19 protein-coding genes, 10 tRNA genes, 1 pseudogene and 1 riboswitch are annotated in these 20,328 nt (G+C 41.1%); of the genes and pseudogenes, 6 read left to right on the top strand and 24 right to left on the bottom strand.

Features of this window, described 5'->3' with window-relative positions:
* Positions 1-456: transposase (locus BM213_RS10720; RefSeq protein ID WP_208601909.1), on the top strand; the 456-nt coding region annotated here is incomplete at its 5' end.
* A gap of 281 nt (positions 457-737) precedes the next feature.
* Here the strand turns inward: BM213_RS10720 and BM213_RS10725 are convergent.
* The 4 genes and pseudogenes from BM213_RS10725 to BM213_RS10740 all read right to left on the bottom strand — a co-directional run bounded on the left by BM213_RS10725 (position 738) and on the right by BM213_RS10740 (position 4,431).
* Positions 738-1,414 (bottom strand): annotated as a pseudogene (locus BM213_RS10725) (polysaccharide deacetylase family protein).
* 406 nt (positions 1,415-1,820) lie between these two features.
* On the bottom strand, positions 1,821-2,480 hold the full coding sequence (locus BM213_RS10730; protein ID WP_244149264.1) for a DUF3298 and DUF4163 domain-containing protein: 660 nt from the start codon (positions 2,478-2,480) through the stop codon (positions 1,821-1,823).
* 54 nt (positions 2,481-2,534) lie between these two features.
* On the bottom strand, positions 2,535-3,578 hold the full coding sequence (locus BM213_RS10735) for an NAD(P)/FAD-dependent oxidoreductase (protein ID WP_091703974.1): 1,044 nt from the start codon (positions 3,576-3,578) through the stop codon (positions 2,535-2,537).
* A gap of 91 nt (positions 3,579-3,669) precedes the next feature.
* Entirely contained in the window at positions 3,670-4,431 is a 762-nt protein-coding gene (locus BM213_RS10740; RefSeq protein WP_091703977.1) for a MerR family transcriptional regulator, read from the bottom strand.
* A gap of 375 nt (positions 4,432-4,806) precedes the next feature.
* Here BM213_RS10740 and BM213_RS10750 point away from each other — a divergent pair, with 375 nt between their 5' ends.
* Together BM213_RS10750 and BM213_RS10755 are read left to right on the top strand one after the other, a co-directional pair.
* Positions 4,807-5,199 (top strand): hypothetical protein, encoded by a 393-nt coding sequence (locus tag BM213_RS10750; protein ID WP_055442025.1) that lies wholly within the window; start codon positions 4,807-4,809, stop codon positions 5,197-5,199.
* A gap of 8 nt (positions 5,200-5,207) precedes the next feature.
* A complete protein-coding gene (locus BM213_RS10755) occupies positions 5,208-5,459 on the top strand; it encodes a DUF4176 domain-containing protein (protein WP_055442026.1) in 252 nt (83 codons plus the stop codon).
* A 60-nt stretch (positions 5,460-5,519) separates the two neighbouring features.
* On the opposite strand, the gene BM213_RS10760 is transcribed toward BM213_RS10755, so the two are convergent.
* On the bottom strand, positions 5,520-5,831 hold the full coding sequence (locus BM213_RS10760; protein WP_055442027.1) for a DUF4176 domain-containing protein: 312 nt from the start codon (positions 5,829-5,831) through the stop codon (positions 5,520-5,522).
* An 81-nt stretch (positions 5,832-5,912) separates the two neighbouring features.
* On the opposite strand from BM213_RS10760, the gene BM213_RS10765 reads away from it, so the two are divergent.
* Positions 5,913-6,335 (top strand): hypothetical protein, encoded by a 423-nt coding sequence (locus BM213_RS10765; RefSeq protein ID WP_091703982.1) that lies wholly within the window; start codon positions 5,913-5,915, stop codon positions 6,333-6,335.
* Positions 6,336-6,389: 54 nt separating this feature from the next.
* Here the strand turns inward: BM213_RS10765 and BM213_RS14525 are convergent, their stop codons facing one another.
* The gene (locus BM213_RS14525; RefSeq protein WP_244149265.1) at positions 6,390-6,893 is read right to left on the bottom strand and encodes an IS630 family transposase; all 504 of its coding nucleotides are present in this window, start codon (positions 6,891-6,893) and stop codon (positions 6,390-6,392) included.
* 26 nt (positions 6,894-6,919) lie between these two features.
* A complete protein-coding gene (locus BM213_RS10775) occupies positions 6,920-7,450 on the bottom strand; it encodes a winged helix-turn-helix domain-containing protein (RefSeq protein WP_006322879.1) in 531 nt (176 codons plus the stop codon).
* A 731-nt stretch (positions 7,451-8,181) separates the two neighbouring features.
* Positions 8,182-8,371: riboswitch (cobalamin riboswitch) on the top strand.
* Positions 8,372-8,513: 142 nt separating this feature from the next.
* On the opposite strand from BM213_RS10775, the gene metE reads away from it, so the two are divergent.
* Positions 8,514-10,787 carry a 5-methyltetrahydropteroyltriglutamate--homocysteine S-methyltransferase gene (gene metE / locus BM213_RS10785; RefSeq protein ID WP_091703985.1) on the top strand — a complete coding sequence of 758 codons (2,274 nt, stop codon included), beginning with the start codon at positions 8,514-8,516 and terminating at the stop codon, positions 10,785-10,787.
* Entirely contained in the window at positions 10,778-11,227 is a 450-nt protein-coding gene (locus BM213_RS10790; protein WP_091703989.1) for an acyl-CoA thioesterase, read from the top strand. Before metE ends, BM213_RS10790 begins: the two co-directional genes overlap by 10 nt.
* A 69-nt stretch (positions 11,228-11,296) precedes the next feature.
* Here BM213_RS10790 and glmS read toward each other — a convergent pair whose 3' ends face one another.
* The 17 genes from glmS to BM213_RS10875 all read right to left on the bottom strand — a co-directional run bounded on the left by glmS (position 11,297) and on the right by BM213_RS10875 (position 20,308).
* Positions 11,297-13,099 (bottom strand): glutamine--fructose-6-phosphate transaminase (isomerizing), encoded by a 1,803-nt coding sequence (gene glmS / locus BM213_RS10795; protein ID WP_091703991.1) that lies wholly within the window; start codon positions 13,097-13,099, stop codon positions 11,297-11,299.
* Between the two features lie 391 nt (positions 13,100-13,490).
* Positions 13,491-14,837: a phosphoglucosamine mutase gene (glmM, locus tag BM213_RS10800; RefSeq protein WP_091703994.1), complete on the bottom strand. Its 1,347-nt coding sequence runs from the start codon at positions 14,835-14,837 to the stop codon at positions 13,491-13,493.
* Positions 14,838-14,856: 19 nt separating this feature from the next.
* Positions 14,857-16,089 (bottom strand): CdaR family protein, encoded by a 1,233-nt coding sequence (locus BM213_RS10805; protein WP_091703997.1) that lies wholly within the window; start codon positions 16,087-16,089, stop codon positions 14,857-14,859.
* Entirely contained in the window at positions 16,082-16,903 is an 822-nt protein-coding gene (gene cdaA / locus BM213_RS10810) for a diadenylate cyclase CdaA (protein ID WP_091703999.1), read from the bottom strand. Before cdaA ends, BM213_RS10805 begins: the two co-directional genes overlap by 8 nt.
* Before the next feature lie 64 nt (positions 16,904-16,967).
* Positions 16,968-17,582: an anti-sigma factor family protein gene (locus BM213_RS10815; RefSeq protein ID WP_091704002.1), complete on the bottom strand. Its 615-nt coding sequence runs from the start codon at positions 17,580-17,582 to the stop codon at positions 16,968-16,970.
* Positions 17,583-17,600: 18 nt separating this feature from the next.
* A complete protein-coding gene (sigW, locus tag BM213_RS10820) occupies positions 17,601-18,164 on the bottom strand; it encodes an RNA polymerase sigma factor SigW (protein ID WP_091704005.1) in 564 nt (187 codons plus the stop codon).
* 123 nt (positions 18,165-18,287) lie between these two features.
* Positions 18,288-19,184, bottom strand: a complete 897-nt coding sequence (rocF, locus tag BM213_RS10825) for an arginase (RefSeq protein WP_091704008.1) — start codon at positions 19,182-19,184, stop codon at positions 18,288-18,290.
* Positions 19,185-19,329: 145 nt separating this feature from the next.
* Positions 19,330-19,402: transfer RNA gene (locus BM213_RS10830), tRNA-Ala, on the bottom strand.
* 1 nt (position 19,403) lies between these two features.
* A tRNA-Gly gene (locus BM213_RS10835) sits at positions 19,404-19,478 on the bottom strand.
* 6 nt (positions 19,479-19,484) lie between these two features.
* Positions 19,485-19,557: transfer RNA gene (locus tag BM213_RS10840), tRNA-Lys, on the bottom strand.
* Positions 19,558-19,567: 10 nt separating this feature from the next.
* Positions 19,568-19,642, bottom strand: a tRNA-Gln gene (locus tag BM213_RS10845).
* A gap of 145 nt (positions 19,643-19,787) precedes the next feature.
* Positions 19,788-19,872, bottom strand: a tRNA-Tyr gene (locus BM213_RS10850).
* Between the two features lie 5 nt (positions 19,873-19,877).
* Positions 19,878-19,953 (bottom strand) — tRNA-Thr (locus BM213_RS10855).
* A 34-nt stretch (positions 19,954-19,987) separates the two neighbouring features.
* Positions 19,988-20,063, bottom strand: a tRNA-Val gene (locus BM213_RS10860).
* Positions 20,064-20,071: 8 nt separating this feature from the next.
* Positions 20,072-20,143 (bottom strand) — tRNA-Glu (locus BM213_RS10865).
* 15 nt (positions 20,144-20,158) lie between these two features.
* Positions 20,159-20,231, bottom strand: a tRNA-Thr gene (locus BM213_RS10870).
* 2 nt (positions 20,232-20,233) lie between these two features.
* Positions 20,234-20,308 (bottom strand) — tRNA-Asn (locus tag BM213_RS10875).
* Positions 20,309-20,328: the final 20 nt, after the last annotated feature.

A 20,328-nucleotide genomic window follows, 5' to 3' on the forward strand; every position in this document is an offset into this window, starting at 1 on the left:
ATGGAACGAAATGGACAGCTGATGCTCGTTCCTAATTACGAAGTCGAAAGCTACTGGGTGCGCCTCGAAGGATACGAGCATGTTCGAATGAGTGATGTGCTCGCATTGTATCACGATCATGCGACATGCGAACAGTTTCATAGCGAACTGAAAAGCGACTTAGATTTAGAGCGACTTCCATCAGGGAAGATGAAAACGAATGCGCTCGTGTTAGTCATGGGAGCATTCGTGTACAACCTTCTTCGTCTGATTGGACAAGATCTATTAAGCGATCCGAGACATCCATTACATCATAAAGTGAAACGCCGCCGCATCAAGACGATCATTCAGACGGTGATCACGATGGCAGGGCGACTCGTCCGCCGATCACGACAGATCTGGATGAAACTGACGCGAAGGAGTGGCTATAGCGAGCCCCTACTGAACGTCTATCAGAAATGGAGAGAGGCAAGATAACGAACGAATGTTCGAGCGCTGATGTCCAACGTCACTCCCTGGGCTTTTTTGTCTATTTTTTGGTTCGTATACCTAAAAAAGAGATTTGTTCCATTTTCGGAAATAGAGATGACATAGGTCATAAGCATAAAAAGGGTTTTATGGATTATCAATCCATAAAAATTACAACAAAATCAAAGTCGATTTCAATTCATCACGGATTCAGGAAAGAAATAATACAATATAGCCATGAGATTGAATATACGTTAACACGCTGTTCGCTTCCACTTCTCCATTCCCCTTTACTCTTCATTCAGCTTTACCCATTTTACGTTTGTATGTTGGAATGGTCTTTCTAACGTTGCGATCATGTTGGCGGGTGCATGTTCATCTGCGCCAATTGTTGAACCACTATCATGCAATACGATAATGGCTCCATCTTCTATACTGCTCATTAGTCGTTCATAAAGGCGATCAACACCTAATGAAGCATTCCAATCACCAAGAATATATGTCCATATGACGATTTTATACTTTTTTTGCATCAGCACCGTCCATATGTTTAAATGTCCCCACGGCGGACGATAGTATACCGGACGAACGCCTGTAATGTGCTCAATGACGCGTGCTGATCGTTCAAGCTCCCATTCCGTAACAAACGGCAGAAGAAACCAGTTGCTCGTATGATAATAATGGTGTAAACCGATCGTATGACCTTCTTCTTGCATTCGTTTGATCAGATGATCAGATATGGGTATTTTTTCGCCTTCCACCCAACAACGAAAAACGTCGCTTTTACATTGTGTTTTTTCAACAAATCAAGCAACTGAGGCGTGTACACCGGATCTGGACCATCGTCAAACGTTAATGCCCCACCGTTTTTCACCTTCTTTTGTACACGAAGTGAGAAAATGCGGACAATCAACGTTGGCAATATGCTATAAATGAAAAATAGTGCAATAAGCCATATATAAATCAAACGTCAAATCTCCTTTCTTAATTATACAAAAAAAATACAAAGAGTGTTTTTTAAAAACAAATTGATCTCTCTCCTCATCGACAACACGTGCAAATGTTGTCGATTTCCGGGGAAATTTCCCGAAAAAAAGGCGATGTTAGAACACATCGCCTCCATTGTACCATATGTCTTGACAACTACACAGGCTGAACCTCCCGATGGCTAAAGCCACGGGGTTCTTGTGTACTATAGAGCTTCTTCCATACCTTCGCATGGATACTGACTCTAATTCCACAAGACTTTCATGGGCAAGCACCTCACTGGTGCTTATCGCCCTGTGCGCCCGATTCAAGACGTTGGATTTTTCTTCTCTATAAGAGTAGTATACCATCTTTGACTACGTCAAAGCAATCGGTTCATCCCATGTCTAAAGACGGGCTACACCCTGCATGGGCTTTCTCCGATTGTACTTGTAATAAACGACAATGCCGTCACTTGTTATATAGTAAGGCTGATCATTTGGCATCTTTTTTACAACATCGATGGCATTATCAAAATACAAGTCATTTTCTTTTTTTATTTGTGCAATCACTTCGTTCGTAATCACTTGCTTATAGTTCGTTCCCTTTTTAAATAAATCGATAAGTTGTAACGATTTTCCTTCATGAAAATCAAAATTATTTGGCACTTTAACTGTCATTCCGTGCGCCCCACCTGTATAGCTATATAACGTAACAGGAATGCTTAAAATGCCATGTTGATTGTACGTCACTTCATAATTGCTGACTGCTGCATGCAATCGATATGGAAATCCTTCCTTTTTGCTTATTGCCATATTTTCTCGCGCTTGCTTTTCTACTTCACGCTTTAAATCAAGCGACTCCTTACGCAATAAACGATTGACTTGGCGCTGGAAAGATTGGTTGATCGATCCGGATACGATCGGAATATTCAAATCGACTTCCATCAGTTCATTTGTATATTTTATTTGCTTCGTTGTCACATGAAGTGGGTGGCTGTACGCTGTTAATATAAATAACATCAACACCATCATCCATATGTTTCGTTGTTTAAGCAAAATTTTCACCTCGTTTGTTTTACCGAAAGTTTGCGTTAAAACAAACGAATTTATGCATTACTATTATTTTAACATTTGTTTCACTAACTCTCGATTTCGCTCCTTAAACGCTTCGTGATGTGAAGATACCATCGCATACGGATCGGCAGTGGGTTCAATGAAACGTTTCGCACTATTTACCGCATTCGCTGCGTCTTGGAAAGCACCTGTAAGTAAATATAACTTTCCATCATATTTTGAAATATCGCCAGCTGCATATAACCCCGGAACAGAACATTCTCCTTTTGCATTTGTCGCAATATAATATTTGTCAACCATTTGAATGGGTAGTTCACTGTTGGTAAGCAATGAGGCATCTCGTTCATATCCGTGGCTAATAATGACATCATCTACATCGAGTTCAAACACATCGCCCGTCTCATGATTTGTCAATACCACTCGCTCAATCGTTTCATGGTTGGGGCTGGCAACTAATTTTGTAATGGACGTATGGAAAAAGCAAATGGCAGAACTATTTAATAATTGCGTCACTTGCGCCTCATGTCCTTTTAACGATTCATTACGATAAGTGACATATACTTTTTTCGCAATTGGCACGAGTTCATTTGCCCAATCAATCGCTGTATTCCCCCCACCCGAAATAATCACCGTTTTCTCTTTAAATTGTTTTAACGATTTCACCGTATAGTGTAAATTTGTAATCTCAAACTTTTCTGCTCCTTCAATTTGAAGTTTTTGCGGCTTTAATATGCCACTTCCTACCGCAATAATGATCGTTTTCGATATATGTCGTTGACCAGATGATGTTTGTAAAATGAATATGCCGTCTTCTCTTCGCTGAATCGTTTCAACTTTTTCATTTAATACAACGGTCGGATTAAAGGTAAGCGCTTGTTTAACAAGTTGTTCGCGTAATTTCTCTCCTGTAATCGGAGCATGCCCCCCAACATCCCAAATCATTTTTTCTGGATACACATGCAATTTTCCACCTAGCTGCGCTTGATACTCAATCAATTTCGTTTTCATTTCTCGAAGTCCGCTATAAAACGTAGCATATAGCCCTGCCGGCCCCCCTCCAATAATTGTCACATCATATACTTGTTCCATCGTTATCACCCTTAAATTTGATTATCATTCTCATTTAAATATACATCTTTTTTCAAACTTTTACAATGTAAAAAGACAGGCTGATGCCTGCCTATTTTTTACCTGTATAAATAAAAATCGCCTCACGGAAAAATTCCGCCGTTCCTGGTTGTTTCTGATCGTAGTATGCTTTAAATCGTTCATCATCCACATACATTTGTGCCAATCCTGCATGTGCTTCTTTTGAGTAATGGTCCCAAAAGTACCCTAACCATTGACGATGTAAATCGGCTGCTTTTTGGGCAAGCTCTCCCGCTGGGTCGCCAGTCAAAAACGCTTCATGCAATACGCGCAATACTTCTTCGCCAAGCTTTGTTACTTCTTCGTATTGTGCTTGCGTCATGTTTTTTACTTTTTCGTTTGCTTTGTTCACCTGTTCCTCCCCATATTTTTCCCGAATTTCTTTGCCATAGTTCCGTTCGTTTTCGTCAATGAGCTGCTGTTTAAACGCCTCAAATTTTTCTTTGTCGCTCATGATGATTCTCCCTTCTTTCGCTAATAGCGTTTTTTCGACATTGGCGATTAACGCTTCTAACCGCCGCCGTTCTGCCAAGAGTTTTTCGCGATGTTGCTTTAACGCCTGTACGTCGTCAAATGACGGGGACATGATGATTTGCTTAATCGTTTCTAAATCCACCCCGAGTTCGCGATAAAACAAAATTTGTTGGAGCCGGTCTACCTCTTTTTGTCCGTATATGCGATAGCCTGATGCATTAACCCTTGCCGGTTTCAACAGACCGATTTCATCGTAATACCTTAGCGTTCGGCTCGTCACCCCCGCCAATTTCGCTAACTGTTGCACCGTATATTCCACCCAATCACCTCCTGACAATTTCACTATAAACGTTTACGTAACGTCAATGTAAAGCGAAAAAATAAAAAAATCTCGCCATAAAAGCGAGTGTTATTTGACTAACCCATGTTTAGATAGGCACGAACATGCGTCTCATCGACATGAAGAAGAACGATTTCTTCCATGATTAGTTTTTTTATAAACTCGAGTTCTTTTTCAAAGGCTGCTTGACGCACTGGATCGCCTTTGACGAGCTTATAGGTCGGAAACGGAGATTTATGTGATCGAACCGTTGAAAAGTGGCTCAATTTTAGGTTATCAAATACACCATTTTTATATTTATGTGGTATAATATGGGCGATAATTTATTTTTTGATCTAAAGGAGGATCAGTGTTATGGGTGTTGCAATTCATACACCGAATTGTTCTGTAAGTAAGGGATACTCCAGTGGTTGGGGAGTAGGAGGGGGAGCAAGCTGCAGTGGTCCAGGCGCTAGTGTCTCTGCAAAAAGCAAATATGTAGGTGGAGAAGCGAAAGTATCTGTTGGGGAAGTTGAAGCGCATGCCAAAGCCAATAAAAAGGGGATTTCAATTGGTGGAGAGGCTACACTCCATAAATACTCATCAAGTATCGATATCAAGATCCCATTTACGAAGAAATCAATATCAATCAGTGGTTCTATAGGAGTAGGATCAATTGGAGCAAAATATGATATTAGTAAAACTAAAGTAAAAGCTTATACAGCCCTTGGTGTAGGCTTTGGTTGGGGAATTGAATTGAAAGGCTAGGTATCTGTATGATTATGAAAGATATTCTACCAATAGGTAGCGTAGTAAAATTAGATGGTATTAATTATTTGGTAATGATATATGGAAGAAATGTAGTGCAGTCTACTACAGGAAAACAATACGATTATGTAGGATGTCCTTATCCTCACGGATTTATCAATAATGCGTATAATATTTTCTTTAACAAGGACGCTATCGAAACATTGGTATTTAAAGGATATGAAAATCAAGAAGAGAAAATTCTGAGAACTAGCCTTTAAAGAATGCCGAAGGGAAGTTTACTTACGTAGCAGACTTCCCTTACTTAGTAATTATAATAATCATTCTTTGTAGCCTAAATAGTAAACTTCTTCGATATCATTAGCATTAAAAAATACATTATAATCATTAGAAGTAAAACCATCTGGATAAAAACAGCCTAGGTACCTATATTTCTTGTTATCTGTGCTTCGAGTGACGTTATTTCCATAAATCATTATTTTTTCATCTAGTTCCTTTAATTTAACTACTGTCCCTATAGGCAAAGAATTTTTATCGACTTCAGAGACGCTCCTAGTAGTTGCATTATTACAACCGGCCAAGATTACAAGAAGTAAAAACATAAAAGAAATTAGGATCTTTTGTGAATTCATTACTACATCCCCTTTCTGAAAATCTTATATACTTGATTATATTTTAAACATATATATATTAAAGTGAAAGGTTGTTTAATATTGAATATAACAAAATTTAAACTAGAACAAAATAAAATGTTCAATCTAAAAGTTCAAAGCTTTATAGGTAAGATATACTTCTTCTCCAAAATACTAAAGTCTCTTCAAAAAAGAGATGTGGTGGTAATTAAAAGAGAGAGAGGGATTCAAGACGGATATATCTTTTCGATCCTAATTGCAAGAAACAGCTATTTAGATAATAGTGAGCTAGTTATCAAAGATATCCAATTAAATAAAAATACAGTAAAAATTATATACGGCAACACTACATCAGAATCTACAAACAGTTTTTCTTATAAGGATATTAAGTATAATTATATTGCTTTTTATATTGAAAGTAGCGCAAAGTATATAGATATAGTTAATGAACAAGGAATCAAGATCCTAGAAACTGAAGAAGTAGGGGATATTCGCAAATGGTAAGTGCAATCCCAAACAATTGATATATACATCCAAATTGGCATTTTAACCTCTGATTCACACAGCACACCCCATGCGGCGTAACACCTCATCCGGGTGTTGTAGAACGTACTGTTCAAAGCGAGTAATGGATTGGGCAATGTCATTTTGATCCTTGTGAAAAACGTTGGCAATCACTTCATCTTTCAACCACTTCCACAGCCGTTCAATCGGATTTAACTGTGGAGAATACGGTGGCAAAAAGATGAAATGAAAAGCATCGCCTTCCTCGCCATCAAGAAAGGCTTGCACCATCTTGGCATGATGAATACGCGCATTGTCCAACACAAGCACGAGGAATCGGTCCGTATATTTCTCTTTCAATCGGCGCAAAAAGTCGAGGAACGTTTCGGCATTGGCGGATGATGCGCGATGAAATACCACATCGCCTTGTTGAACATCGACGGCGCCAAAAATAGAAACGTGGGCGTGGTGACCGTAGCTCGGGACTTGTTTTTGGTTGCCTACTTCTGCCCATGTCGTACGTAGCGCTTGATAGGCACGAACATGTGTCTCATCCACATAAAACAGCATGGCATTCTCGGTAATTAGTTTTTTTTTATAAATTCAAGTTCTCTTTGAAAAGCAGCTTGACGCTTAGCGTCTCCTTTGACGAGCTTATACGTCGGGCGTGTCCATGACAAACGCAAACGATGCAACAACTTGCGAATCCCTTCCCGTGACATGGAAACACCATAGGTTTGTTGAATGTAAGATTGTAAAATGCGCGTGTTCCATGACGAAGCGATGCCCCAGCCAGCATCCACAGGTGTAGTAGTTAACACGAGTTGTCTGATTTCTTGTTGTTGTTCTTCCGTAAGAAATGGCACGCGACCAGGTGGTAAGCGACGATCGAGTAGATGATCGAGCCCACCTTGATTAAACCGCGCAACGTAGAGGGCAACCGATTGACGGCACACATTGACCATTTTCGCCACATCTTTACCGAGGTGACCTTCCATGACAAGACGAACAGCGGTCACCCGAACACGGAGGGAAGCATCTTTGATTTTCCGTTCTTGTTTCCGAAGGGTTCGAGGTGTCCAGCCGTGATCATTTGTGATTTTCAGACGTTTCATGCCAATTCCGCTCCTTTTGTATAGAAATATTTAGGAGCAGTATAGCCATGAAAAAAGGTGTTCATACAGAAGTCATGGTTTTAAGGTGCATGTATATAGCTTATCTAGCGGAGTACCGTCAATATATTCATAAAAGACAAACCTTATGTTATTTAGGTGGCCATTGGGTATAATAAATGTTTCAACAATAGTGGTTGAAAATAAACACTGCTCCAGCTTGGTAAGTAAATGGGGAGAATTATAAACATGTGATGCCATAGGATATTTATCATAGTGAATTTTCAACGTAAAGTCCGATGAGTTACTATCTGAAATTTTTACAATAAATGCATCATCGCTCCAACGAGGTTCTTTTAGTACACTACACTTGTATTCCGAGTAATTATTATCCTGTAACAATCTATATATTTGTATAATATCGGTCGTTTTAGGAACTTCTCGAATCAAAATGTCCTTTATTTTCATTAGCAAGTTTTTGTTTTCGTTAGTTAACATAACCCTTCTGCCTCCCTTTCATTAAAAAAATTTATATTTAAATCCACTTTATGTAAAACTATAACAAAAAAAATCAATACTTTTTAACATAAAATTATCAATAAAATATTAATATTAACTTAAAAGAAAAATATAACCATTAACTACGGCGTTACATCTCTCAAAACTCCACACGAGAAAATATTTCGGTTGAAAAAAACAAAAAGTTCGTTTATTCTGAATTTTATACAACAAAATAATAAGTTCACGCAACAGGTGGTTCACACATGCTGTGAATCTTAAAAGGGAAGTTTGGTGAAAATCCAACACGGTCGCGCCACTGTGATGCAGAGCTGTTTATCATCATCCACTGTTTCACGCGAAATGGGAAGGAGATAAACGGCGATGAAGCTAAGTCAGGAGACCTGCCTGTTGTATGCACTTACGACCTACGCGTCATAGGGAGGAGTGAGGACATATGATGTTGAGGCACTTCACGTATCTCAATACGAGTTAGCTATGCCCTCCTTCTGTTTGGAAGAGGGCTTTTTTTGCTTGATTGGGATCAAATAACTGGAGGTGCTTGTATATGTTAATCTACAGTTCGAATGTAGGATATCCACGTATTGGAGAAAAGAGGGAATGGAAAAAAGCATTAGAATCTTTTTGGAATGGGCAAATAGACAAAGATCAATTCACAAAAACAATGGAAACGATTCGACTTGATTCGATTCGCAAACAAGTCGAGAAAGGAATTGATCTCATTCCGATCGGAGATTTTTCCTTATACGATCACGTGTTAGATACAGCATTTATGTTCGGATATATTCCAGAGCGATTCAAACAAATAGTTAATCCGCTAGAGCAATACTTTGCGATGGCGCGTGGCACGAACGGACAACATGCCCTTGAAATGACGAAATGGTTTAATACAAATTATCACTACATCGTTCCTGAAATCGGGCAAACTAAGCCGAAATTGGTGGAAAATCGGCTATTGCAAGAATACAAACTAATAAAAGAAACGTTCCATATTGAAGCAAAACCTGTGTTACTTGGACCGATTACATTTCTTTTACTTTCGAAACAATACGATCGCAACGAATGGCGAAAGCATCTTGCACACTTAGTTCCTGTTTATGTGGAATTGTTAAAACAACTAGGTGAGGCTGGAGTGTCGTTCGTACAAATGGATGAACCGATTCTCGTTCAAGATATAGACGATGATATCATCAACGCATTTCATCATGTATACAACGTTTTTCACCGCGATATACCGAACATAAATATTATTTTACAAACGTATTTTGCTAGCGTATCTCATTACCGTGAAGTTGTTGCTTTGCCTGTCGCAGGCATTGGGCTTGATTTTGTTCATGATGATGGCGAAAACATGGAAGACATAAATACTTACGGATTTCCGAAAGATAAAATATTAGTTGCTGGTATTGTCGACGGCCGAAATGTATGGAAAAGTTCGCTTGTGCAAAAAGCGAAGCTCCTTCATCATTTAGCAGGCGTTTCTGAACAACTGGTCATTCAACCGTCTTGCAGCTTAATACATGTCCCTGTCACAACAAAACATGAACATACGTTACCAACAGAACTTGCTAGTACTTTATCATTTGCGGATGAAAAATTAGATGAAATACGTATGTTGACAGAGCATATGAAAGGAAACGTAACGATCGACGAGCTAATCAAATACGATGAACAAACAACCGTTTATTTTTCCAAGTTCCGTCAATCTAAGCAAACAGACGATATCACAACCGTTCCATTAAACCGAACATCTTACAGCGAAAGACAAAAAGCACAACGAGCCCATTTGCAGCTTCCACTTTTGCCGACAACGACAATTGGCAGTTTTCCACAAACGAGCGACGTGCGCCAAGCTCGGATGAAATGGAAAAAGGGTGAGTGGAAAGACGAAAGGTACAAATCGTTTATCAAGAAAGAAATTGAAAAATGGATCGATATTCAGGAACAACTACAGCTCGATGTACTTGTCCATGGCGAATTCGAGCGCACAGACATGGTCGAGTTTTTTGGCGAAAAACTACAAGGGATGGCATGCACAACAAACGGTTGGGTGCAATCATATGGATCACGTTGTGTGCGCCCACCTATTATTTTTAGCGATATTGCCTATCAACAACCGATGACCATAGAAGAAACAGTATATGCCCAATCATTAACGACTAAACCTGTGAAAGGAATGTTAACAGGACCAGTAACTATTTTAAACTGGTCGTTCGTTCGCAACGATATTTCACGGAAACGTGTGCTCATTCAGCTCGCTCTTGCGATTCGTGAAGAAGTGCTGCAGTTAGAAAAAGAAGGAATACGCATCATTCAAGTCGATGAGCCAGCATTACGGGAAGGATTGCCTTTGAAAACAAAAAAACATGCATCGTATTGGGAAGATGCCGTTATCGCATTTCGTATCACGACCTCATCGGTGAAAAAGGAGACGCAAATTCATACGCATATGTGCTATTCACAATTTGAACATATGATGCACGTCATTGATGAACTTGATGCGGATGTCATCTCCATTGAATCGTCACGAAGCCATGGTGAACTTGTTTCTGTATTTGAAACATATGAGTATGAGAAGGGAATCGGATTAGGGGTGTATGACATTCATAGCCCACGCATTCCGACAAAAGAAGAACTAAGCGAACAAATCGAACGGGCACTTCGCGTTCTTCGTCCAGAACAATTTTGGGTCAATCCTGATTGCGGATTAAAAACTCGAAAAGAAGAAGAAACAATTGCCGCACTTCAAGTGATGGTAGAGGCAGCACGCGAATACCGCGAGCGTCTTTTAGCGTACGGAGGGATGAAATCATGGAAGTAAGCGTCGAGCAGTCAAAAACGATTCAAACGCGTCTCGTATTACCTTCTGATACAAACCATCTCGGCACGATTTTTGGCGGTACGGTTTTAGCCTATATTGATGAAATTGCGGCAATATCCGCCATGCGTCATGCACGAAAAGCAGTCGTCACCGTTTCGATTGACAAAGTTGATTTCATTTCGTCCGCAAAAGTTGGCGATATTTTAAAGCTTGAAGCATTCGTCTACTCGACCGGTCGCACATCCATGAAAGTATTCGTCAAAGTCGAAACAGAGGATTTATTTACAGGTGAACATCACTTAACAACGACATGCTTTTTAACAATGGTCGCCATCGATCAAAACAAAAAACCGACCCTTGTTCCAAAAGTCATCATCAGCGAACAGGAGGAACAAATCGTACAACTGTATCAGCAAAACAAACGAAACAACAAGGCATAGCATACATTCATATAAAAAACACACGTCCGATTACATACATCGTAATCCATGACGTGTGTTTTTTAAGCTTTATTCCACCGTTACCGATTTCGCCAAGTTGCGTGGTTTGTCGACGTCGCAGCCGCGGTGTAATGCTGCATAGTAAGCAATTAATTGCAATGGCACGACAGATGCAAGCGGCGTAAGCATTGGATGAACAGCTGGAATGACGAAACGGTCGTCCTCCATGTCTAATCCTTTCATGGAAATGATGCACGGATTGGCACCGCGAGCGACAACTTCTTTTACGTTCCCACGAATGCTTAAATTCACATGTTCTTGTGTCGCAAGTGCGATGACCGGTGTACCTTTTTCAATTAACGCAATTGTGCCGTGCTTCAATTCCCCGCCTGCAAAACCTTCTGCCTGAATGTAAGAAATTTCTTTCAGCTTTAGCGCGCCTTCTAATACAACATAATAGTCGACCGCGCGACCGATAAAGAAGCAGTTGCGTGTTGTCGCTAAATATTCACGTGCAATTTGTTCCATTTCATGTTTTGCATCACAAAGTGTTTCCATCGCATTCGCTACAATACCAAGTTCTTTTGTTACGTCAACATTCAATTCGATGCCTTTTGCTTTTGCAGTCACCGCAGCCAGCATCGAAAGCACTGCAATTTGTGCTGTATATGCCTTCGTTGAAGCAACAGCGATTTCTGGTCCAGCATGAAGAAGAAGCGTATAATCTGCTTCGCGCGATAATGTCGAACCTGGCACGTTCGTAATAGTTAATGATTTATAACCAAGCTCTTTCGTGCGCACGAGCACCGCGCGGCTATCTGCCGTCTCCCCGCTTTGTGAAATATAAATAAAGAGCGGTTTTTCCGATAAAAGCGGCATATTGTATGAAAATTCGCTTGCAATGTGCACTTCAACAGGGATTTTCGCCCAGTTTTCGATCAATTGCTTACCGACTAAACCAGCATGATAGCTCGTGCCGCACGCGACGATATATAAGCGATCCGCTTCATTAATCGCTTGCACAATGTCTTCATCAATCGCTAGTTCACCTTGTTCGTTGCGATATTTTTCAATTAAACGGCGAATGACAAGCGGCTGTTCATCAATCTCTTTTAACATATAGTACGGATACGTTCCTTTTTCAATGTCGCTTGCATCCAATTCCGCTACATACGGTGCACGCTCTACGACTTCACCATTTAGCTTTTTAATCGTCACACTTTCTTTTGTGACAATGACGATTTCTTTATCCATTAACTCGACGTATCGGTTTGTTACTTGCAACATCGCTAATGCGTCGCTTGCGACGACATTAAATCCTTCGCCTAACCCAGCTAAAAGCGGGCTTTTGTTTTTCGCCGCGTAAATGATGCCATCATTTTCTGCATCAATTAAAGCGATCGCATACGAGCCTTTCAATAACGAAAGCGTCTTACGGAACGCTTCTTCCACCGACAATCCGTCATTTACAAACGTTTCGACTAACTGAACAATAACTTCTGTATCTGTGTCACTTTTAAACGTCACATGTGCTAAATAATCGCGTTTTAACAATTCGTAGTTTTCGATCACACCGTTATGCACAAGCGTGAAGCGGCCAGATGCACTTTGATGTGGATGAGCATTCACGCGGTTTGGCACGCCATGTGTCGCCCAACGCGTATGACCGATGCCAAGCGGTGCATCTACATCTTCTGCAACGACGGCACGCAAATCGGCAATCCGTCCTTTTTCCTTAAATACATGTACACCTTTTTCATTTAATAACGCAATCCCTGCAGAGTCATATCCACGATACTCTAATTTTTCTAACCCGTACAATAAAATTTCTTTTGATGGTTGTTCACCAATATAACCAACGATTCCGCACATAAAAAATCCTCCCTAATGTTAGGGGCAAGAAGGGGCTCTTGCCCCTTAAATAATTGACTTGCTTACGATGAACGCTCTTTCCTTTGTGCAAAGAGTCGCCTCTTTGTTTTAAGAAAGAGCTTGCGGCTGTCATCGCTTCAGCCGGGAGGCATCCGCCGAACACTCGATAAACCTCCTCCTCGTCAACTAAGCTTTTTTCCCGTCCAAAGCTTAGTCCAGGCGCTTTTATACGATCGTTTCCGTCTATCCTCCTTTCACGTAAGATGTCAAACAACAACAGTTTACAACAACAAAGAGGCAAACGTCAATGTGTATCGCTTACCCCTGTATAAACAAAATATGCATAAATGGAATAAACCGTTCCATTTATGCATATTGTCTACCGAAACCATTATTGTGTGCCAAAACGCTCACGAATGACCGCTGCAATGCGCTCGACGTATTGATCGCAAAGTTCATTTGTCGGCGCCTCTGCCATCACACGAACGAGCGGCTCCGTCCCTGATGGGCGAACGAGAATGCGACCATTTCCAGCCATCTCTTCTTCCACTTCGCGAATGACACGTTGCACTTCTTCGTTTGCGATTGCTTCCTGTTTATCTGTTACTTTTACATTTACTAATTTTTGTGGGTATTTTTTCATTTCCCCCGCTAGCTCAGAAAGCGGCTTTTTCGTCATTTTCATAATGTTGACAAGCTGCAGCGCCGTCAACAATCCATCGCCTGTCGTGTTGTAATCAAGGAAAATAATATGCCCCGATTGTTCTCCACCTAAATTATAGCCGTTCTTTTTCATTTCTTCGACGACATAACGGTCCCCTACAGCTGTTTGCACACTTTTTATTCCTTGCGCCTCGAGCGCTTTATAAAAACCGAGGTTGCTCATCACTGTCGAGACGACCGTTTGATGTTTTAAGCGCCCTTGTTCATTTAAATATTTCGCGCAAATGTACATAATTTGGTCCCCATCAACGATTTGGCCATTTTCATCAACTGCGATTAATCGGTCGCCATCTCCATCAAACGCTAAGCCAACATCGGCTCCCTTTTCCTTCACAAACGCTGCTAGCGCCTCTGGATGAGTAGAGCCAACCCCTTCGTTAATGTTTAATCCATTCGGCGATGCCCCCATCGTAGACACATCAGCATCCAAATCGGCAAATAAATGCGTCGCCAACGACGATGTCGCACCGTGGGCGCAATCAAGGGCAACGTGAATTCCTGAGAAATCTTCGTCCACTGTCTGTTTTAAGTATTGTAAATACTTTTGTCCACCTTCAAAATAGTCATTTACTTGTCCTAAATCTTTTCCTGTTGGACGAGGTAATGTATCTTCTTCGCTATCAAGAAGCGCTTCAATTTCTAACTCTTGTTCATCAGAAAGCTTAAACCCATCTGGACCGAAAAACTTAATGCCGTTATCTTGAACGGGGTTATGGGAAGCAGAGATCATAACTCCTGCTTGTGCCCCTAGCGCTTTTGTTAAGTAGGCTACACCCGGCGTTGAAATGACACCTAGACGCATCACTTCTGCTCCGATAGAAAGCAATCCAGCAACAAGCGCTCCTTCTAACATATGACCAGAAATGCGTGTGTCGCGACCGATTAACACTTTTGGACGGTCTTTATCTTTCGTTAATACGTAGCCACCAAAACGTCCAATCTTAAAAGCTAGCTCTGGCGTTAATTCGCTATTGGCAATCCCTCGAACACCGTCTGTTCCGAAATACTTACCCATACTATCGCTCCTTTTGTCATTACTCATTTCTTGTAATACGAATCGTTGCTTCTTTTTGCGGTAGTTTCCAGCGAACGTTTTGAGGTCCGTTTACTTCAATAGGCACATCATGTTCACCGATACCTAATTCACTAACGTTTAAGTATACTTCAATATCTTTTAGTTGAATAGCGTCCAATACACGTTGAGCCCCTAAAGCCGTTAGCGTAATATTTCGATCGGCAGGATCGATAAATTCTGCCTTGTACGCGTCGTTTAGTCCGATGATTTCAATTGGAACTTGATCAAATGTTCTTTCTTTTTCCTGTTCAATTTCAATTAAAATCGTCACTTTCGCTGGATCCACTGCTTTGACTCCTTTTGGTACAGGTACATCGACTTGTAAAGTTGTATTGCTTGTAATATTGCTTAAATCGACTTCAATGCCGCTAATAAATTCGATGTCGTCAATTTTTGCTTTTGGTCCAAAAATCGTTACTTCACTCGGAATTACTTCCATTTTACTAATGCTTAATCCTTCGCGTAACGTTCCTTTTCGATCGATTTTTAATGGGACAGTTTTGCTTGGGCTTTTAATTGGCACAGTAATGTCAACGATAGACGGCTCGACATCAAGAGGCAACACATTTCCTTCTTTATCATATACCGTCACTTTCGACTCTCGCTCAATTGTTTCTTCAACTCCTTTTAAGTCTACACGTGCCTTTACTAATGCCACTTTATCAATTAATGTTTTTGCTCCCGTCACTTTCACAACATTTGGCTTCACAATTGGTTGTTCAGGCGAATAACCATCTGCAATTTGGGATTTATTAATGAAGTCGACTTCCACCGGAAAATCTTTTGACACTCGTTCATCAATCGTTACAGTGATTGTCGCTGGATCAATGGTGACACGTAACTTTTCCGAAATATTTCGGTATTTCAAAGGAACGGTATGCTGACCAATTGATAATTTAGATAAATCGACATACACTTCAAAATCTCGTTGCAGCTTGGTTGGCGTGACGATGCTTTTCGGTCCCTCAAGCATCACATTAACGGATTGAGGAATACCAGAAACAACAAGGTTTTCTTGATCATAATACGCTACAACTGGAACGTCCGTCACCGTTTCAACATCCGTTTGCCCAACCGTACTTCGTGACGTGCTATTCGATTGTGTTTCAATATTGACTGACACGTAAATCATAAGCGCTAAAAGCAAAGAAAAAATACGTATAAACCATGGGCTATTCATCCATTTATCCACTTTTTTTCGCCCTCCACTGCCAACGAGATGAAGAAGTCGCTTTCTGTTGAATGAGCTCTTTCGTCAACAATTCTCGTAATACATCTAACTTTAAATCACGGTAAAGCTCCCCGTTTTTCGTAACGGAAATCGCTCCTGTTTCCTCTGATACAACAACAGTAATGCTGTCTGTCACTTCGCTAATGCCTAGCGCTGCCCGATGGCGTGTGCCAAGTTCTTTCGAGATGAACGGACTTTCCGATAATGGCAAGTAGCATGACGCTGCAGCAATTTGATTTTTCTGAATGATTACAGCTCCGTCGTGAAGCGGCGTGTTTGGAATAAAAATGTTAATTAACAATTCTGATGAGACATGTGCTTGTAGTGGAATGCCGGTTTCAATATAATCGCCCATTCCTGTTTCTCGTTCAATGGAAATAAGAGCCCCGATTCGTCGTTTTGCCATGTATTCTGTCGCCTTTGTAATTGCATCAATGATGTGCGTTTGCTCTTCTTCTTCGGGCGTCGTGCTTCGCGAAAACAGTTTTCCCCGTCCTAACTGCTCAAGCGCGCGACGTAGCTCTGGCTGAAAAATAATAATAATGGCTAAAAATCCCCATGTAATAGCCTGATCCATTAACCATTGCAACGTACTTAATCCAACAAAGCTACTTACAATTCGAACAAGAATAATGACAATAATCCCTTTAAGTAGTTGCACTGCTTTCGTTCCACGCACAAGCATAATCAACTTATAAATAACAAACCAAACAACGAGAACATCTACAAATTTAATGAGGTAATTCACAAATGTTGGGAGCTCTCCAAATGGCATTCTTACACTTCCTTCACTCATTCTAATTGCTCTCACATGTAAAAAAAGCCATCAATATGGATGGCTATTTCGTTAATGTTTTGGCGATATTGTAACCGACTCTTTTTACATTATACCAAATCCAATCAAATACTTCATTAACTTCTTCAATTTGTCCAGTTACTTCTCCAGCGGAAGCTAAATATTTATGACCGTTAATGACGGTTACATTTCCATGTACTTCTCCTTCAATTTTAATATTGCCGTTGCGTACGACAATATCCCCTTCCACTACTTTTCCTTCTGGGACAATGACGGTATGATTTTGCACGATTAAATGTTCCTGTTTCGAAAATGAAAACTCGTTATCTTCTTGCCAAACTGCCCATAAGCTGCTTGTACTTAACAAGATAAATAGCGATGCGGCGGTTAAAAACGGATGATGAGTAAACCATCGTTTCCAGCGCACGCGACGTTTTTCTCGCGGTAAATTATACATCACTTTTTTTACAAAATCGTCCGAAGGAATAAAGTGTGAAACATTCTCAACAAAGGCCGCTGTTTTTTTCAACTCGTAAAAATGCTCTCGACATGCTTCGCATTGTTGAATATGGCTGCGCAATTGTTGTTCTTCTTCTTTTTGAATATCCCCGTCCAAGTAATTATGCATCCATTGAACAATTTTTTCAGAGCACGGCATTTGTCTCACTCCTTTTCATCATAAGTGGCCTAAATGTTTACGCAATGCCTCGCGGCCACGATGAATGCGCGTTTTCACTGTACCGATCGGCAAGTTTAAAATGTCACTAATTTCTTGTAGCGATAACTCGTCAATATATTTTAAAACGATGACAGTACGGTATTTCTCGGGCAGTTTTAAAATCGCTTCTTGAACCATTTGTTGCAATTCTAGACTCTCAAGCGCATCTTCTGGAGAGGCACTTTCATCTGCGAGTTGGGAGTACAGCGTTAGCCCGTCTGTTCCTGATACCTCTGCATCTAAATAAACGTCCGGCTTTTTTTTGCGAATACGATCAATGGATAAATTGGTCGCAATACGATAGAGCCAAGATGAAAATTTCATCGTTGGATCGTATGTATGAATATTAACATACGCCCGAATGAACGCCTCTTGGGCTGCATCTTCTGCCTCGTGACGATTCCCTAACATACGATAGCACAGTTGATAAATTTTATCTTTGTACATTTCAACAATATCAGCGAATGCACTTTGATCTCCTTTTTTTATCGCTTTAATACGTTGCTTAATAAACATGTCCATTCAATATTTACCTCCGCACGGGGGCTACTATTTTATACGAATAACATAAAGCAAAGTTCCATAAATCGCAATGAGTATGTAAATATTTTTTAAAAAATAGAGAGGGGACATCATGCCACCCTCTCATACAAGCTTCTCACCAAACAATGATCCCATCAAAGCGACAGCAGTTGCTGCTGTTTTATTACGTTCATCTAAAATCGGATTGACTTCAACAAATTCTGCCGAAGTAATGATCTGTGCTTCAGCTAACATTTCCATAGCTAAATGGCTTTCGCGATACGTAAGCCCACCAATTACCGGTGTTCCAACACCCGGTGCGTCATGTGGATCAAGTCCGTCTAAATCTAAGGAAAGATGCACACCATCTGTTCGTTCCTTCAAATAAGCAATCGTTTCTTCCATTACTTTTGTCATGCCGAGCCGGTCGACTTCATGCATCGTATATATTTTAATTCCTTTTTCTTTAATTAATTGTTTTTCCCCTTCATCTAGCGAACGAGCACCAATAATTACAATATGTCCTGGTTTTACTTTTGGGCTATAGCCACCAATCATTGTTAAAGCAGGATGACCAAGTCCTAAACTTGCAGCAAGCGGCATGCCATGAATATTTCCAGAAGGCGATGTTTCTTCTGTGTTTAAATCTCCATGTGCATCATACCAAATGACACCTAAATTTTTATAATGTTTAGCCACTCCCGCAAGCGTTCCGATCGCAATGCTATGGTCCCCGCCAAGCACAAGCGGAAAACGGCCTCGCGTCACGACTTCATCAACTGTAGCAGCCAGTTTTTCGTTCGCTTCCGCAACCGCTTTCAAGTTTCGTAATTTTGGATTAGTCACATCTTGTTCGCGCTCCGCACGACCAATTTGAATATCTCCCAAATCTTCGATATCATGGTTTAAACGCTCTAAACGTTCAACAACACCCGCATAGCGAATGGCGCTCGGTCCCATATCTACTCCGCGCCGCGTTTGTCCTAAGTCCATCGGTACACCAATAATCGAAATGTTCATCTTAGTTCTCCTCCCCTCGTTGCATCTGTATTTTATTGTACATGAGGAGAAATAGTTGGCTCAACTCGACAACTTTTTGAATATTTATTCTATGAATAATAACAAAAAAACCTTAGGCATCATCTTGCCTAAGGTTTCAACGATATGGAGCCTATCGGGATCGAACCGATGACCTCCTGCGTGCAAAGCAGGCGCTCTCCCAGCTGAGCTAAGGCCCCATGGAGCGGAAGACGGGACTCGAACCCGCGACCCCCACCTTGGCAAGGTGGTGTTCTACCACTGAACTACTTCCGCAAAAAGTGAGCCATGGAGGACTCGAACCTCCGACCCTCTGATTAAAAGTCAGATGCTCTACCTGCTGAGCTAATGGCTCATCATATACATGGCTGGGCTAGCTGGATTCGAACCAGCGCATCACGGAGTCAAAGTCCGTTGCCTTACCGCTTGGCTATAGCCCATTGATATAACTTCATGAGTTAACTTCTCAGAATTTACTTCATGAATTAACACCGCAGGATTATTTTGAGAATTTCTGAAGGAAATTCGCAAAATAATCCGATATTGATATGACAAAAATGTATGTAATCATTATGTGAAAACAAATGGTGGAGGGGGACGGATTCGAACCGCCGAACCCAAAGGGAGCGGATTTACAGTCCGCCGCGTTTAGCCACTTCGCTACCCCTCCGCAGATGGTGCCGGCTGCAGGACTTGAACCCGCAACCTACTGATTACAAGTCAGTTGCTCTACCAATTGAGCTAAGCCGGCGTAATCTTTAATTACTCTAGCCACATGATGTATATGGTGGAGGATGACGGGATCGAACCGCCGACCCCTTGCTTGTAAGGCAAGTGCTCTCCCGGCTGAGCTAATCCTCCATAAAAGATGACCCGTACGGGATTCGAACCCGTGTTACCGCCGTGAAAGGGCGGTGTCTTAACCACTTGACCAACGGGCCAATATGCGACATACAAGCTTCCAACCGGGCTTGAACCGGTGACCTCTTCCTTACCATGGAAGTGCTCTACCAACTGAGCTATGGAAGCACTGGCTCCGCAGGTAGGATTCGAACCTACGACCGCTCGGTTAACAGCCGAGTGCTCTACCACTGAGCTACTGCGGAATGATGCGTTAAAGTTAATC

Source organism: Anoxybacillus pushchinoensis, assembly GCF_900111795.1.
GTDB lineage: Bacteria > Bacillota > Bacilli > Bacillales > Anoxybacillaceae > Anoxybacillus > Anoxybacillus pushchinoensis.

Coding starts and splice junctions, on each gene's coding strand:
- BM213_RS10735 (WP_091703974.1), bottom strand. CDS start 3,578: ATGGAACAAGTATATGATGTGACAATTATTGGAGGGGGGCCGGCAGGG.
- BM213_RS10750 (WP_055442025.1), top strand. CDS start 4,807: ATGGGTGTTGCAATTCATACACCGAATTGTTCTGTAAGTAAGGGATAC.
- BM213_RS10755 (WP_055442026.1), top strand. CDS start 5,208: ATGATTATGAAAGATATTCTACCAATAGGTAGCGTAGTAAAATTAGAT.
- BM213_RS10760 (WP_055442027.1), bottom strand. CDS start 5,831: ATGAATTCACAAAAGATCCTAATTTCTTTTATGTTTTTACTTCTTGTA.
- BM213_RS10775 (WP_006322879.1), bottom strand. CDS start 7,450: ATGAAACGTCTGAAAATCACAAATGATCACGGCTGGACACCTCGAACC.
- metE (WP_091703985.1), top strand. CDS start 8,514: ATGTTAATCTACAGTTCGAATGTAGGATATCCACGTATTGGAGAAAAG.
- BM213_RS10790 (WP_091703989.1), top strand. CDS start 10,778: ATGGAAGTAAGCGTCGAGCAGTCAAAAACGATTCAAACGCGTCTCGTA.
- glmS (WP_091703991.1), bottom strand. CDS start 13,099: ATGTGCGGAATCGTTGGTTATATTGGTGAACAACCATCAAAAGAAATT.
- glmM (WP_091703994.1), bottom strand. CDS start 14,837: ATGGGTAAGTATTTCGGAACAGACGGTGTTCGAGGGATTGCCAATAGC.
- cdaA (WP_091703999.1), bottom strand. CDS start 16,903: ATGCCATTTGGAGAGCTCCCAACATTTGTGAATTACCTCATTAAATTT.
- BM213_RS10815 (WP_091704002.1), bottom strand. CDS start 17,582: ATGCCGTGCTCTGAAAAAATTGTTCAATGGATGCATAATTACTTGGAC.
- sigW (WP_091704005.1), bottom strand. CDS start 18,164: ATGGACATGTTTATTAAGCAACGTATTAAAGCGATAAAAAAAGGAGAT.
- rocF (WP_091704008.1), bottom strand. CDS start 19,184: ATGAACATTTCGATTATTGGTGTACCGATGGACTTAGGACAAACGCGG.